At 40.2% G+C, this 15,144-nt stretch carries 12 protein-coding genes; 4 read left to right on the forward strand and 8 right to left on the reverse strand.

What is annotated here, in order from left to right; genetic code table 11:
- Positions 1-25: 25 nt before the first annotated feature.
- The gene (gene serS / locus GM418_RS14905) at positions 26-1,300 is read left to right on the forward strand and encodes a serine--tRNA ligase (RefSeq protein ID WP_158867666.1); all 1,275 of its coding nucleotides are present in this window, start codon (positions 26-28) and stop codon (positions 1,298-1,300) included.
- 104 nt (positions 1,301-1,404) lie between these two features.
- Complete coding sequence (locus GM418_RS14910; protein WP_158867668.1) at positions 1,405-2,274, forward strand: CHAD domain-containing protein; 870 nt, start codon at positions 1,405-1,407, stop codon at positions 2,272-2,274.
- Between the two features lie 8 nt (positions 2,275-2,282).
- Here the strand turns inward: GM418_RS14910 and GM418_RS14915 are convergent, their stop codons facing one another.
- The 7 genes from GM418_RS14915 to GM418_RS14945 all read right to left on the reverse strand — a co-directional run bounded on the left by GM418_RS14915 (position 2,283) and on the right by GM418_RS14945 (position 9,990).
- Positions 2,283-3,671: a sodium:solute symporter family protein gene (locus tag GM418_RS14915; protein ID WP_158867670.1), complete on the reverse strand. Its 1,389-nt coding sequence runs from the start codon at positions 3,669-3,671 to the stop codon at positions 2,283-2,285.
- 111 nt (positions 3,672-3,782) lie between these two features.
- Entirely contained in the window at positions 3,783-3,998 is a 216-nt protein-coding gene (locus tag GM418_RS14920; protein WP_217447798.1) for a hypothetical protein, read from the reverse strand.
- A 32-nt stretch (positions 3,999-4,030) separates the two neighbouring features.
- Positions 4,031-4,801, reverse strand: a complete 771-nt coding sequence (locus tag GM418_RS14925; protein ID WP_158867672.1) for a 3-ketoacyl-ACP reductase — start codon at positions 4,799-4,801, stop codon at positions 4,031-4,033.
- Positions 4,802-4,860: 59 nt separating this feature from the next.
- The gene (locus GM418_RS14930) at positions 4,861-6,006 is read right to left on the reverse strand and encodes a Gfo/Idh/MocA family protein (RefSeq protein ID WP_158867674.1); all 1,146 of its coding nucleotides are present in this window, start codon (positions 6,004-6,006) and stop codon (positions 4,861-4,863) included.
- Between the two features lie 37 nt (positions 6,007-6,043).
- Complete coding sequence (locus GM418_RS14935) at positions 6,044-7,723, reverse strand: rhamnogalacturonan lyase family protein (protein WP_158867676.1); 1,680 nt, start codon at positions 7,721-7,723, stop codon at positions 6,044-6,046.
- Between the two features lies 1 nt (position 7,724).
- A complete protein-coding gene (locus tag GM418_RS14940) occupies positions 7,725-8,555 on the reverse strand; it encodes a sugar phosphate isomerase/epimerase family protein (protein WP_158867678.1) in 831 nt (276 codons plus the stop codon).
- Between the two features lie 58 nt (positions 8,556-8,613).
- Positions 8,614-9,990, reverse strand: coding sequence for a glycoside hydrolase family 88 protein (locus tag GM418_RS14945; protein ID WP_158867680.1), 1,377 nt, complete (start codon positions 9,988-9,990; stop codon positions 8,614-8,616).
- Positions 9,991-10,219: 229 nt separating this feature from the next.
- Here GM418_RS14945 and GM418_RS14950 point away from each other — a divergent pair, with 229 nt between their 5' ends.
- Positions 10,220-12,466: a carbohydrate binding family 9 domain-containing protein gene (locus tag GM418_RS14950; RefSeq protein WP_158867682.1), complete on the forward strand. Its 2,247-nt coding sequence runs from the start codon at positions 10,220-10,222 to the stop codon at positions 12,464-12,466.
- Between the two features lie 76 nt (positions 12,467-12,542).
- On the opposite strand, the gene folK is transcribed toward GM418_RS14950, so the two are convergent.
- A complete protein-coding gene (gene folK, locus GM418_RS14955; protein ID WP_158867684.1) occupies positions 12,543-13,028 on the reverse strand; it encodes a 2-amino-4-hydroxy-6-hydroxymethyldihydropteridine diphosphokinase in 486 nt (161 codons plus the stop codon).
- A 274-nt stretch (positions 13,029-13,302) separates the two neighbouring features.
- On the opposite strand from folK, the gene sppA reads away from it, so the two are divergent.
- On the forward strand, positions 13,303-15,081 hold the full coding sequence (gene sppA, locus GM418_RS14960; RefSeq protein ID WP_158867686.1) for a signal peptide peptidase SppA: 1,779 nt from the start codon (positions 13,303-13,305) through the stop codon (positions 15,079-15,081).
- Positions 15,082-15,144 lie beyond the last annotated feature (63 nt).

Here is a 15,144-nt window from a genome sequence, read left to right on the forward strand (position 1 = left end):
TTGCAGCTTATTTAAAGGAATAGACATGCTCAATCTGAAATTCATTCAAGATAATCCGGATCTGGTAATTGAAAAGCTTAAAAGGAAAAACTTTGAGGCTGCCGGAATTGTAGGAGAAATTATTGATTTGTATGGCGAGAAGAATAAACTGCAGGGCCAGGCCGACCAGGCCAAAGCAGAGATGAATAAAATTTCGAAAGAGATTGGCCTTTTATTTCGGGAAGGGAAAAAGGAAGAGGCCAACGCAGCCAAAGAGCGTACATCAGAATTAAAAGAAAATATCAAACAGTTTGACCAGCAGTTTTCAGCAATTGAAGAACAAGTGAATGAATTGTTGGTTTTACTCCCTAATTTACCACACGACACTGTTCCTCAGGGAAAAGGAGAGGAGGACAATGAAGTAGTTACTTCGGCAGGCGAGATTCCGGCTTTAGATGAAAATGCTCTTCCTCACTGGGAATTGGCTCAAAAATATAATTTGATTGATTTTGAGTTAGGCGTAAAACTTACAGGAGCGGGTTTTCCTGTTTATCGGGGAAAAGGTTCACAATTGCAACGCGCACTTATCAATTTCTTTTTAGATGAAGCAAGAAAAGCAGGCTACGAAGAAGTACAGCCGCCTCTGCTTGTAAACGAAGCTTCAGGTTTTGGAACCGGTCAGTTGCCTGATAAAGAAGGACAAATGTATCACGTAGCTGCCGATAATCTTTATCTTATTCCTACTGCCGAGGTTCCGGTAACCAATATTTATCGCGATGTAATTTTGGATGCAAAAGACCTTCCGTATAAAAATACTGCTTACAGTGCCTGTTTCCGTCGCGAAGCTGGCTCGTATGGGAAGGATGTACGTGGATTGAACCGTTTACACCAGTTCGACAAAGTGGAAATAGTGCAGATAGCTCACCCTGAAAAATCATACAAAGTACTTGATGAGATGGTGAAACACGTGGCTTCGTTGGTTGAAAAGTTAGAACTGCCTTATCGCATTTTGCGCTTGTGTGGTGGCGATATCAGTTTTACATCTGCTTTAACTTTCGATTTTGAAGTATATTCAGCAGCTCAGAAAAAATGGCTGGAGGTAAGTTCAGTATCCAATTTTGAGTCGTTTCAGGCCAATCGGTTAAAATTACGATTCAGAGAAGAAGGGGTGAAAAAAACACAGCTGGCTCACACATTAAATGGAAGTGCATTGGCTTTACCCCGAATTGTGGCCGCTTTGCTTGAAAATAATCAGACTTCCAAAGGGATAAAAATTCCCAAAGTTCTGGTTCCTTACACAGGTTTTGAAATAATCGACTGAGAAATAACTTAAATATTTTAAAATCAAAGCTGTTCAGAAATGGACAGCTTTTTTTTATTATGTTTTATTGTTAATTTTGTAATGCCTGAAAAACCAACAGAACTATGATTCAGGACAAGGGGAACAGACTTATTTCAGCAATTGAAAAACAGACAGAAAAAATCATTTATTTTTGTTCTGCAGAGAATATTTCGCCTAATCTGGCGGTTCACGAAATAAGAAAATCGTATAAAAGACTGCGTGCTTTGTTCCTGTTGTTTTCAGAGTGTAACGAAACCCAGACCGACCAATTCAGAAGAGAGATCAAAGCAGCTGGAAAGATTTTATCTCCTATTCGCGAATCGTTTGTAAATGTGCAGCATTTTGATAAGATTACAGCTGGGAGCAATTTAATTTCAGAACGGAAAATAAAACAGGTGAAAGATTCCCTTTTAGAAAAAAACAGGGTTTTGGTTGAAGATGAATTTACATCGAAAAATGTTGTTTCCGATATTGTTCAGTTTGTCAAAAATATTCAGGTTCAGCTGATTACCCTGAAGTTAAACTGCCCGTCTGTTTTTCAGATTAAGACTCAGCTCTCATCCACATTTGTAGAGGGGTACGAAGTTTACCAGAGTATTGAACCTGAGCTTTCCCCTGTGATGATGCATGAACTTCGAAAGATACTAAAACGGCTTTGGTATCAGCTTGATTTTGTAAAATTTATGCATCCGCGGTATTTCAGATTAAAATCGGATCAGTTAAATAAAATAACAGAACAATTGGGTGTAGACCATGATTTGTACGTCTTTTTTGAAGACCTCAAATCCGGTGATTTTAATTTTAATAACGAAGAGTTACTTATCCTGGACAATCAGGTGCAACATCAACGTGAATTAAATATGGTAAAACTCCTGCCGCGATTAAAACAGTTTTTTAATGAACCACCGGAAATTTTTGACCGGAAGCTGGATAAAATTTTTAAATTGAGTTAAACGGAATTTTATTTTTTCAGCAAATAATTTCCCATTCCGCAAACTGCTAAAACAATCATTAAAAATAAATCCATTCGCACTGTTCCTAAAAACTTGGGCAAAACACCGGCCTCGGAGAGTACAAAAGCTGCCAATCCCAACCCCGACATCAAAATCATAAACCAACCCTGTGGTTTTTTTGAAAGAATAGCCAGAATAACCAGCGGCCCCATCATTGCTGTTCCTGCAAAGCTTGTGCGGGCTAAAAGAACCAGTTGATCAGAACTAACCAGCGAAAAGACCAGCGCTGCAAGTGCAAAGCTGATTATTGCAATCCGGATGGGAGTAAGAGAATCACTTCCTTTATGGCCCAATAATCCCCGCAGTTCATTTCCCAGGGCAAACAGTTGAGAATCGGACGTTGACATTGCAGCAGCAAATAATCCGATGATTGCCGCTGCAGCAATAAATTCAACCTGATCGCGAATAAGCACATTCCCCAAAAAATCAGCAGTTGATGCATCAGCATATTTTATTGCACCGTATAATCCGATAATAACTGTGGGGAAAATAACCAGCATGGCAAAAGTTCCAACTGCAACTGCCATCCGATGCATTTTTTTTGTACTTTTCATAATTACCAGCCGGGTAGAAAGTTGTGGTTGTGTAACCGGAATCATTAAAATTGCAAGAAAGGAGGCAATTAAAAACTGGGCACTTAACAAACTGTTTGGTCCGGGTGTACTTAATAATTTGGGATCAGTATTTTCAACCTGAGAAAACATTTCTGTCCATCCTCCAATATGATTTAAACAGGTTAGGGCAATCACCCACACTACAATCAGCAGCATTGTTCCCTGCATAAAATCGGCGTATATAATTGCTTTTAAACCGCCAAACTCAGAATAAAGAAGCATAATTACTACAATCATCAGCGACCAGGCCCAGGCCGGCAATGCAGAAGGGAAAGCCTGTTCCAGGAAAATAGCAACTCCCCTGATTTGAATGGCTACGTAGGGTACAAGAAAAATAAATACCGCAAGGAAATAAATATACCCGGCCCATTTGTTTTGGTAGCGGTTTTGCAACAAACCTGACATCCCTTTAAATCCGCTTTTGGCAACTTGCTTGCGCAAATGGTAGCCAAACCATACAATCAGAAAAACCATCCCTGCATCGGAGAATGCGAGAAAGATCCAGGCGCCAACTCCGTGTGTTCGCGAAAAATCGGGCATTCCCATTAAAGTAAAGGTACTAAAAAGCGTGGCAGCAAAAGTCATAAATCCCAGAACCAGCCCGATGTTTGAACCAGCCATCATAAAATCTTCGTTGGATTTAATTTTTTTACGCGAACGCCACGACAGAAAGAACAGAATTGCAACGTAAATGGTACCAACAATTATAAGCCAATGTAACATTTTTTTAGGTTTTAAACTTTGTGTCACTTATTGAACCTTATTTGGCCCCTTGATAAAAATTAGCTACAGAAGGCACAGAGAAGGCACAGCGTTTCACAAAGAGATTAGTATTTAGTCGTCGTTGTCATCATTCAAATGGACACGCCCGCCGATATAGGTTAAAACTACCAGTGCAATTGTGATTAAGATACTTGTCCAGAATGTGTAGGGCATCGAAAACAATTTTGGATCTGTTTTCCCGGGAGCAATTACAAGTGGTGTAAAAGTTAACAGTATCAGTAAAACCGCAATCGCTGCTGTAATTCTCCAATATATTTTTTGTTTCATAATCAGGTTTTTTGTTTTGATAAAATCAAATGTTACAAACGTTGAACAGTCATTCCGCCGTCAACAAGAACAACCTGTCCGGTGGAATAGGGCATCATTCCGGTGGCCATTGCAGTAGCTACTTTTCCAATGTCTTCCGGGAGCCCCCAGCGTTTTTGGATACTTAAGCCTTCTTCAAACAATTTATCGTATTTTTCGATGACTCCTGAAGTCATGTCTGTTTTAATAATACCGGGCTGAATTTCGTAAACAGGAATATCAAATTCACCCAAACGCGCCGACCAAAGTTTCGTAGCCATGGCGATACCCGCTTTTGAAATACAATACTCACCACGATTCACCGAAGCCACGGTTGCCGAAACTGAGGAGACATTAATGATGCAGCATGAAAATTCAGGATTCTCCTTTTTTTGCTGAACCATGTGCCGGGCAAATAATTGTGTAAGAAAATACGGTCCTTTCAGGTTAATTTCCATTACTTCATCATAGATTTCCTCTGAGGCTTCCAGAATATCTTTTCTTTCTCTGGGTGCAACTCCGGCATTGTTCACCAGAACATTAAGTTGGCCAAACGCTGAAATTACTGTGTCAAATATTTTTTGCCTGTCGTCTTTTTTTGAAATGTTTCCCTGCGCATAAACTACTTTGGCTCCAAACATTTTTAACCCGTCCAAAATGGGTTGAACGGTTTTTTGCGGGCGAACGCCATTTAATGCGAGATTAAATCCGGCTTTGGCCAGCTCAATGGCGATTCCGAATCCAATTCCCCTCGAACCTCCGGTTATTAGTGCTGTTTTTCTCATTTATCTTTTTATTTAGAAGTCAGAGATTCCCGAAAACCGGGAATGACACTCAAAAAGTATCACTGAATTTTTGGTATCTCCACCCATGTTTTTTTATCCCAGCTCTCCAGTCCTTTTTCAGCCAGTTGTACTCCCTTCGCTCCTTCCAGCAAGTTCCATTTAAAGGGCTTATCTTTTACTACGTGTTTCAGAAATAATTCCCATTCTGCTTTAAAAGCATTGTCAAAATTTTCCTGTTCGGGAACTTTGCTCCATCCTTCATAAAAATCAATCGGTTGTGAAATATCCGGATTCCATACCGGTTTGGGCGTATTTCCGTAATGCTGTGTCCAACACTCGCGTAATCCTGCAACTGCAGAGCCTTTTGTTCCGTCTACATGAAGGGTGAGCAAATCATCGCGGCGTACACGTGTGACCCACGATGAATTAAAATGGGCAATTACTCCGCCATCAAGTTCAAATGTTGCATAAGCCGCATCGTCGGCGGTACAATTGTATGGTTTTCCCTGTTCATCCACACGTTCAGGAATATGAGTCGCTCCCAAACAAAAAACACCTTTTACTTCACCAAAAAGATTATCCAGAACATAACGCCAGTGGCACAGCATGTCAACAATAATACCACCATCGTCTTCTTTACGGTAATTCCAGCTTGGGCGCTGAGCAGGAACAGAGTGGCCTTCAAAAACCCAGTACCCAAATTCTCCCCGAACAGAAAGAATCTTGCCAAAGAACCCGTTTTCCATCAAGCGTTTTAGTTTTAAAAGTCCCGGAAGCCATAGTTTATCCTGGACAACACCGTGTTTTACACCGGCGTCTTCGCAAACTTTGTATAATTCAAGCGCCGTAGCTGTATCGGTTGCAATGGGTTTTTCGCAATATACGTGTTTGCCCGCTTTGGCAGCTTGTTTTACGGCGGCAGCGCGGCGCCCGGTTGTTTGTGCATCAAAATATATTTGGTAATTCGGGTCGTTTATTACTGAATCCAGGTCGGTAGTCCATTTCTCTACTCCCGACATTGCGGCCAGTTTTTTTAACTTGATCTCGTTTCGGCCTACCAAAACCGGATCAGGCATAATAAATTCAGAAGGGCTTACCTGCACTCCTCCCTGTTTTATGATTTCCACTATCGACCGCATTAAGTGTTGGTTTGTACCCATCCGGCCCGTAACGCCGTTCATTATTATTCCTATTTTATGAATCATATCTTGAGTTTAAAATTCCGTGTTAAAATTTAAGCGATCATTTAAATCCGACCTGTGGTGCGTTGTAATATCCCATTGTCGCATCAGCAACGGCCATCCTGTACAAATGATTTTGCATCCGACAAACTATCTTTTTATCCGATAAAATATTTGTTGAATAAATGCGCAGCTCACCTGGAAGACTGGTCACTATTTCTTCACGCCAGTCACCCAATATATCAGCAACAATTAATACTTTTCCTTCAACTTTCAAATGGGTTTCGCCAATGTAGTCAAAAACTTCATTTTGGAAACAAATCTCCTTTAAATCGTCGGCATCCCACCAAATGGCTTTTGGTGCGAGGCCCCAAAGATTTTTGTCAGAAAGCCTTTTCCCATCAGCAGTATACAGAAAGAATTTGTCGCCACCTTTTGCTTCTCCCGCATAACATTCTATGCCGGGATATTCATCAGTAATGTCGCCAATCATTGCCTGGCTGTGTACGTGAAACGTGCTTCCTTCATAACCCCAAATAATTTCACCGGTTTTGGCATCCACCAGACAAACACCGTTTTGAGGAGATCGGCTTTCTATCCCGTAAAATATTTCGTAGCCCGGACGCTCGGGAAGAATGTCTGCAATATATCCGGCATCGTTGTGTCCCAGTCCTGTGTGCCACATTGGAACTCCATTGTCATCAAGTGCTGATGTTCCAAAAACAAGCTCGTCTTTACCGTCCTCGTCAATATCTCCGGTCATGATGGCGTGGGCACCCTGTCCTTTGTATTTTTCGTCTTTGCCCATACTTTCCCATTTCCATATTGGCTTAAGTTCTTTGTCCAGCGCTTCTGTTTTAATTACCGTGTAAGTTCCCCGCTGCATTACGAGCGACGGATTGATCCCATCCAAATAGGCAACAGTGAGAAAATTACGGCTCCAGTAGTTGTAGGATTCAAATCCTTCTTTTGAAATCCAGCTTTGTTTTTTTAATATTTTGCCTGTTAATGGATCAATCTTTACCAGATATTCCGGTCCGTTTAAAACATGGCCATCCATTTCACGCGGGTCTCCCTCGCCTGCTTTGGCATATACTTCTGCTTTTCCATTCTGATCCACGTCAAAGACCATGTATGGTGAATACCATGTTCCGGTTTCAATGGGCCAGCCCATGTCATGCCGCCACAAAAATTTTCCTTTTGATGAATAGGCATCCAATTTATACGACTCGGGGCTGCGTTTCCAATATCCCGGACGATAATATGGGTCTACGTTAAAATCGGGATGTTGCAGGACAAAATCATAGGCACCGTCACCATCCAGGTCTCCAATTCCGATTCTTTTTAATGTAACCTGGTCTTTTAATTTAATTGAAATCCAGGGTTGACTTCCCGTTCGTGTAAAAACATAGGCTTCGCCTGGTGTATCATATTCCGTTGGGCCAACTATTTTTTTTACTTTGTAGTTATAACCATGCCCGGGTTTTGCTGAATCATCAAGGTAATTTGTAGAATTGGATACAGGTTTATCGTTTACTTTTACATAGTCGTTCAATCCAATATCCTGCCGGTAAATATTAAATGCTACGTTCTCCGGATCGTCTTTTAACAAACGCCAACTCACAAAAACTGCTTTTTCACCTTCACACAAAGCAACTATGCCGCGGTCGATGTTTTCCTGCACCTGGGAAATGGAAAGAAGGGGGAGAAAAATGTAAGTAAACAAAATAAACCGTTTCATCTTAAGTACAGTTTAGGTACGCATATTTTATTTTTTCAAGATACTCATTTTGGTCTATTGCCCAGTATTTATCGGAAAAAATTTCAACTTCGTTAAAACCGTTGAACCCGGTTTCTTCTACCCAGCCTCTTATTTGTGGTACATTAATGCATCCATCGCCCATTAACCCTCTGTCGTTCAGGAAATCAACAGTTGGGACATTCCAGTCGCAAACATGAAATGCGAATAGATTTTTGTTATTTCCACAGCGAATAATTTCTTCGCGAAGTGTATTGTCCCACCACAAATGATACACATCAATGGCAACACCAACAAAATCCGAATTAATTTCTTCTGCAACATCATTGGCTTGTGCAAGTGTAACAATAGCAGAACGGTCGCCCGCATACATCGGGTGCAGCGGCTCAATTGCCAGTTTTACTCCTGCCATTTTTGCCTGTGGCAGAATTTTGAAAATCCCTTCTTTTATTTGCTCCCTTGACTTCTCAAGCGGTTGGCGCGGATCAGCTCCGCAGACCAAAACCAAAACAGGTGCACCGATGCCGGCTGCCTGCTCAATGGCCCACAAATTATTGTCAATGGCAGCCTTTCGTTTTTCTGCTTCCACTGCAGGGAAAAAACCAGCCCGGGCTACTGAAACTACATTCATCCCAAAATCATTGAGCAATGATTTGGTTTCATTTAGATTTTGTCCTTCCAGAACATTTCTCCAGACTGTTATTCCATGAATCCCGGCTGCATTAAAATTTTCGACACATTCTTTTAAATTCCAGGGTTTGGTTGTAAGTGTATGGACACACAATTTTGAAAAATCAGTCAGTTTTGATGTCATGTTTATATTTTAAGGATTTTAGCAACCGGGTGACTATGAGTCACCCGGTTGCTAAAAATCACAAGTTAAAAAAGGTATAATATTTTTCGTTGGCGATAATTCTTTTTAAATAAAGAGCTACTTCCCGCGCATGGTAATCTCCCCACATCGAAGATTCCCCACAGGCGATTTTTTGCCCTTCAGGAACATTATCCCAGCCGTTGGGTTGATGGTAAATGCTGTGCAGGATTATTCCCTGGTGTTCCGGATTTGTACTCAGATAAGGATAATCAAGCAATGAATTCATTACGGTTAATCCGGCCTGCCAGTAGGTTTGTCCTTCTTCTTTCTTTTTGTTTTCAGAAAGGTATTTTCCCAGGCGCAGTAATCCTTGCGCGCCAATTGCCGCAGCCGAACTGTCAACCGGCTCCCAGCTGTTGTACGGGTCGGATGGTTTATCCAGGTAATCTCCCATTTTATGTAGGTTTGGAGCCCCTGTATCCCAATATGGAATTCCGTCAACCGGCGTGTTATTTATATAAAAATCGCAGGTAGCTTTGGTTGCCTTGAGCATCATTTTTTCAATTTCAGCTTTTCCTCCAAAGTCTTTTAAACTGTTGTCGGGAAATTTATTTAGTAGTTCCAGTTCTTCAGCGAAACCGAGCATTGCCCATGCCAGCCCGCGTGTCCAGGTTGAAAAACCGGTGTAACCTTGCTGTGCATTCGGACAGCGGAAGTTTCCGTCGTTGGTATTAAAAATACTTTCGTGAGCTGTTCGCCCCCAAATATCATAGCTGTCTCGTCCTTCGCCATAAAAAACAGAATATTTTGCTGTTGCTGCAATATGTTGAATGGCTCTTTCCAAAAGAGAAATTTTTACATCTCCCTCTCCCTGAAAAACATGTCCGAGCAAGTGGCTTGCCATTAAAATCCGAACAGAACGTATTGTGTCAACAAACAACGAATGCGGACCATTAAATGAATAAATAAAACCTCCATCTTTTGTTTTTGTCCAGCGGTGGGCTTGCACCGCTCCTGAGATTTTTACAGCCAGTTCATAAAAATTCTTTTCCCATTCGTTTAAAGGAATTTTTCCCTCATTCATTAAACGAAGCAAATTTCCGTAAGTGCTGAGATTATTAAACCCATGATCGTGAACGCCGGTATGACTGATGTGTGAAGCCATTTTTTCAAGCGTATTTTTTCTCCCGGTTTCCAGAAAATAGTTTTCTCCGGTAGCATCAAACTGTAAAATGGCTGATCCAAATTGGAAACCTTGTGTCCACTCTGTCCAGCCTCGTGTTGAATACTTTCCATTTACGGTAAAAACAGGCGAACCTTTTGAAGCGTCATAATTTTTGTCAATCAACTTTATTTTTTCCGCGGAAAGTTCCCAAAACAAATCCAGTTTCTTTTTTAAATGCTCAGGCTGAAGTTTTAGATCAATTTTTATCATGCAATGATTAATTAGGTTTAATTCTGCCGAAAGGTACAAAAGGAGGTTGATTTTTGAAATATTTTTTCACTTACGCAACTTTTAATTTGAAATTTGTTTACGATTTTATTTTAAAAAGTCATGTTCAAATTATAACTTCGACTTCCAAATTAAATTAACTAATTCCAACTTATCTTATGTTACCAAATCTAATTGTATCAGACTATCCTGCCATCCAACTCTTGTGCCTATGGGAAGCGACGTAAAATATCTCGTTGCGGTCGTTGCAATTCTTTTGGTGGTGCAAGTAAAAGGACAGCAAAATACTGTTAATGAGCACAACGAATGGCGTTATCTCACTTGTCGCGCAGAAGAAGACATTGTACTCGACGGAAAACTGACAGAAGTCTCCTGGCAAAATGCGGAGATACTTACCGATTTCTGGATGAGCTTTCCGGTTGATGATAAAAAGGCTGACAGTGCCTTAAAAACAAAGGTGAAAATTACCTACAACGAGCAGTTTATTTTTATAGGCGCAGAGTGTTACGGCGATGATAATTACATTATTCAAACTTTAAAAAGAGACAATAAGGAGCAAAATGAAGATGTATTTGGCGTAGTTATCGACCCTGTAAATGAACGGACAAACGGGTTTACATTTATTGTAAATCCGCTGGGTGTGCAGAAAGAGATGTTAATAACAGGGCAAACGGGGCGACGTGAAATACTTGAGGCCGGACGAACTCCACAAGGTGTTAATCTTGCCTGGGATAACAAGTGGTTTTCAGAAGTTTCCAACTATCCCGACAAATGGGTGGTTGAAATTGCAATCCCGTTTAAATCGCTCCGTTACGACGAAAGCAAACCCGCCTGGGGAGTTAATTTTTTCAGAGTCGATGCCAAATCCAACAGTATACATACATGGTCGAAGGTACCTATTGAATTTAACGAACTTGACCTTGGATACACCGGGGAACTAATATGGGACAATCCGCCTAAAAAAACGAAAGGAAATATATCTGTAATCCCCTATGTTTTGGGAGGAGTTTATCGTGATTTTGAAGCTGGTGAACCCAATGATTTTGATTTTCAGGGAGGCGTGGATAGTAAAATAGCACTCACTTCCGGATTAAACTTTGACCTCACTGTAAATCCCGATTTTTCACAGGTTGAAGTTGATGAACAGGTTACAAACCTTACTTTGTTTGATATCCGGCTTCCTGAAAAACGTTTATTCTTTTTGGAGAACAGCGATATTTTTGAAGACTTCGGAATTCCTCCCATGCGTCCTTTTTTTTCGCGAAGAATTGGTTTGGATGAGGACGGTAACTCGATTCCAATTTTGTTCGGAGCCAGGTTGAGCGGCAATGTAAATAAGGATTTGCGAATTGGTTTGATGAACATGCAAACCCGGGAGAAAAATGATTTTCAGGCGCAAAATTATACCGCTGCAGCATTTCATAAACAGGTTTTATCGCGCTCGGTTATTAAAGGGTATGTCCACAACCGGCAGGCAACAAATTCCGACACTTCCAATTATAACCGAAACATAGGGCTTGAATTTTTATATCGTTCTGTGGACGGAAGATTCCAGGGATTTCTGGGATATTCGAAATCTTTTAATCCGGGGGTAAAATCAAAGAATTATTTTTTTAACTCCGGAATTGGATATGATAACCGTTCTGTTAGCGTATACAGTAATTTTGCAGGAGTGGGCGATAATTATGTGGCTGACATGGGGTATTTCAGAGGACAGGAATATTATGACGCGGTCCGCGATACTTCCATCAGGATTGGAATGACTCATTGGTATACAAGAGGAAGTTATACCTTTTATCCGGGAAGCAGCAAAAAGATTATTTCGCATACTCCCGGATTTCGTATCATTCGTGATTTAAAGTCCGACCTGTCGACGATAAGCGTTGAAACCGAACTAAGCTATTCCATAAGATTTACCAACACCAGCAATCTGACCGCCGCTTATAGTATGAATCATGTAAATCTTTTATATCCGTATTCTTTTACCGATGAGGTACCTTTGCCCGCCGAAAACTACAAATATCAGTTTGGAGAAATCACCTGGTTCTCGGATATGCGCAGAAGATTAAGTTTTAATGCGGGAGCATCATATGGTGGATTTTACAACGGGACACGTTACCGTTATCTTTTGGGAATGAAATACAGGGCACAACCCTGGGGAAATTTTTCATTTATGTTTGAGCAAAATACACTTGATTTCCCTGCCCCCTATGGAAAAGTGGAATTGTTGTTAATTACCCCACGCATCGATGTTAATTTTTCAAAGGAATTATTTTGGACCACTTTTATACAATATGATACACAAGGCGATAACTTTAATATAAACAGTCGTTTGCAGTGGCGTTTTCAACCCATGTCAGACATTTATCTGGTTTATACTGATAATTATTCTGTTGATAAAAGAATACCCAAAAACAGGGCTTTGGTTTTAAAGGTAAATTACTGGTTAAATTTGTGAGCTTTATCCTAATGAAGAAAAAATGTTTTGCATAACAACATTTTCAAAATGGTAGTTTTGCTGTGTTTTTTCAAAATTATTCCACTTTTTTTATTACTGATTTATCTTTGCAGTTTTCAAGCATCTGAATGCTGGTTAACCGGAACAGCGGGTGTTTAAAATCCGGAGCGATTTCGGCCAGCGGAACTAAAACAAATAAACGTTTTTGTATATGTGGATGAGGAACAAGCAATTCATCGGTTTCTATAAATGTGTTATCAAAATACAAGATGTCTATGTCCATCTCCCGCGAGTTGTATCCTTCTTTTTCCCTTTCCCTTCCAAACGATTCTTCAATTGTGTGAATGTTTTTAAGTAGCTCTTCCGGGCTCTGTTCCGATTCAATAATTAAAACCTGGTTCCAGAAATTTTCTTTGGCATGAAATCCCCAGGGTGGTGTTTCATAAACAGACGACTTATGAATTATTCTTCCAAGGTGCTTTTCAACAAGGGGAAAAACTTTTTTGAAGTTTTCTCTTTTATTTCCCAAATTTCCTCCTATTCCTAAAAAAACCTTATGCATAGAGTTGTATATTTGTAACTTTCTGTGTGTTCTTCTTACCTATTCAATATAAAGGTAACGAAAACAATTTAATGAAATCCCTTATCGTTGAAAACGAGAATAAAATAAAACGAAAACAAAATCGTCTCAAAAACATAAAAGCAAATACTAAAATTTTACTCATATTGTGGAAAGGTAATTTTATTTTTATACAAAAATTATGGGGAGATAAACGAATACCAAACCAAAGATTTTTAAATTTTGAAGTTTATAACATTAAATACAATTTGTTCAAATGAAAGAGTTTTTTAAATATGTATTGGCAACGGTGGTCGGAATTGTTGCGGTTTCGATCATCGGATTTTTTCTCATGTTTATGATTGTTGGTGTCTTGATTTCAACAACCGAAAAGCAGATAAGTGTTCAAAACAATTCGATGCTTGTCCTTCCGCTCGACAGGCAAATTGTGGATCGTAACCCTGATGATCCTTTTGAAGATATTGAAATTCCCGGGTTTGAAACGATAAAAACGGTTGGTCTTGATGATATTAAAACATCGTTGGATAAAGCGGTTAACGACGACCGGATAAAAGGTATTTATTTAAAACTTTCGGCTTTTAACGGGGGAATGGCTTCTGCCGAGGAAATCAGGAATATGCTGATTGATTTTAAAGGAAAATGTGATAAGCCGGTTTATGCTTACGGCGACAGTTACGATCAGAAATCGTATTACCTGGCAACAGTGGCAGACAAGATTGTGATTCATCCACTGGGCTCAGTAGATTTCAGAGGACTTGGAGGTGAAATGATGTTTTACAAAAATCTGCTTGAAAAAATAGGAGTTGAGATACAGGTTGTTCGCGGGCCAAACAATAAATTTAAAGCGGCAGTTGAGCCTTTTATGCTTGAACAAATGAGCGATGAAAACAGAGAACAGCAACTCAGATATATGTCGAGTTTGTGGAATCATATGTTAACGGGAATTTCAGAAACCCGTAATATTTCTGTTGACGAATTAAATACGCTTGCCGATGAAGTACAGACGTTCAAACAAGGGACCGGTTTTGTAGAGATCGGACTGGTTGATTACGCAAAATATAAAGACGAAGTGCTGGATGATATGCGTGAAATTGCTGGAATAAGCGGAAAAAAAGGCATCCCTGTAGTTAGTGTAACCGATTATGCCGATGTTGAAGTAAAGGGATTCTCAGAAAAATACAGCAGAAATAAAATTGCAGTCATTTATGCCAGTGGCGATATTGGAATGTCGATGGGAGGCGAAGCAATTTTTGGAGATGAGCTGGGGCGCGAAATTCGTAAAGTTCGCCAGGACAGCACATACAAAGCCATTGTTTTACGTGTAAACTCTCCTGGTGGTGCAGTTTTTGATTCTGAAGTGATTTGGCGTGAAGCAAAACTGGCTGCTGAAGAAAAAACACTCGTTGTTTCATTCGGCGATGTTGCAGCTTCCGGTGGCTATTATATTTCGTGTCCTGCTGACAAAATTGTTGCCCAACCCAATACAATTACCGGGTCCATAGGAATTTTTGGAACTATCCCCAATTTTGGCGAATTAATGAACGACAAGCTGGGAATTACTACCGATGTAGTTAAAACCAACAAAAATTCTGATTTGCTGACTTTAACCCGGCCTATGACCGGATATGAGAAACAGTTGCTGGAAAATTACATCGCGCGGGGTTATGATACCTTTCTTTCGCACGTAGCCGAGGGACGCGGGATGACAAAAGAAGATGTGGATGCTATTGGGCAGGGGCGTGTATGGAGTGGTGAAAATGCAAAAGAAATTGGTTTGGTTGATGAATTTGGCGGACTGGATGATGCTGTTGAGCTGGCTGCCGAAATTGCCGGTGTAGAAGAATATCGTACTATTTCGCTGCCGTTTTTACCCGATCCGTTTGAAGAATTTTTCAAAACCGGAACCGATAATCTCCGTGCACGTTTCCTGAAAAATGAACTGGGCGAAAAATATCGTTATTATGAATACTGGAAAAAAGCTACAAGCTTTAACGGAATTTTTGCACGGATGCCCTACGATATCTATGTGAATTAGTAATCTGGCTTTTAAGTTATTTCAAAAAAATACCGATGGAACCGTAAGTAAGTCCATCGGTAT

Source organism: Maribellus comscasis (assembly GCF_009762775.1).
Classification (GTDB): Bacteria; Bacteroidota; Bacteroidia; order Bacteroidales; family Prolixibacteraceae; genus Draconibacterium; species Draconibacterium comscasis.

Coding starts and splice junctions, on each gene's coding strand:
- GM418_RS14910 (WP_158867668.1), top strand. CDS start 1,405: ATGATTCAGGACAAGGGGAACAGACTTATTTCAGCAATTGAAAAACAG.
- GM418_RS14930 (WP_158867674.1), bottom strand. CDS start 6,006: ATGATTCATAAAATAGGAATAATAATGAACGGCGTTACGGGCCGGATG.
- serS (WP_158867666.1), top strand. CDS start 26: ATGCTCAATCTGAAATTCATTCAAGATAATCCGGATCTGGTAATTGAA.
- GM418_RS14935 (WP_158867676.1), bottom strand. CDS start 7,723: ATGAAACGGTTTATTTTGTTTACTTACATTTTTCTCCCCCTTCTTTCC.
- GM418_RS14925 (WP_158867672.1), bottom strand. CDS start 4,801: ATGAGAAAAACAGCACTAATAACCGGAGGTTCGAGGGGAATTGGATTC.
- GM418_RS14945 (WP_158867680.1), bottom strand. CDS start 9,990: ATGATAAAAATTGATCTAAAACTTCAGCCTGAGCATTTAAAAAAGAAA.
- GM418_RS14940 (WP_158867678.1), bottom strand. CDS start 8,555: ATGACATCAAAACTGACTGATTTTTCAAAATTGTGTGTCCATACACTT.
- GM418_RS14915 (WP_158867670.1), bottom strand. CDS start 3,671: ATGTTACATTGGCTTATAATTGTTGGTACCATTTACGTTGCAATTCTG.
- GM418_RS14950 (WP_158867682.1), top strand. CDS start 10,220: ATGGGAAGCGACGTAAAATATCTCGTTGCGGTCGTTGCAATTCTTTTG.
- GM418_RS14920 (WP_217447798.1), bottom strand. CDS start 3,998: ATGAAACAAAAAATATATTGGAGAATTACAGCAGCGATTGCGGTTTTA.
- sppA (WP_158867686.1), top strand. CDS start 13,303: ATGAAAGAGTTTTTTAAATATGTATTGGCAACGGTGGTCGGAATTGTT.
- folK (WP_158867684.1), bottom strand. CDS start 13,028: ATGCATAAGGTTTTTTTAGGAATAGGAGGAAATTTGGGAAATAAAAGA.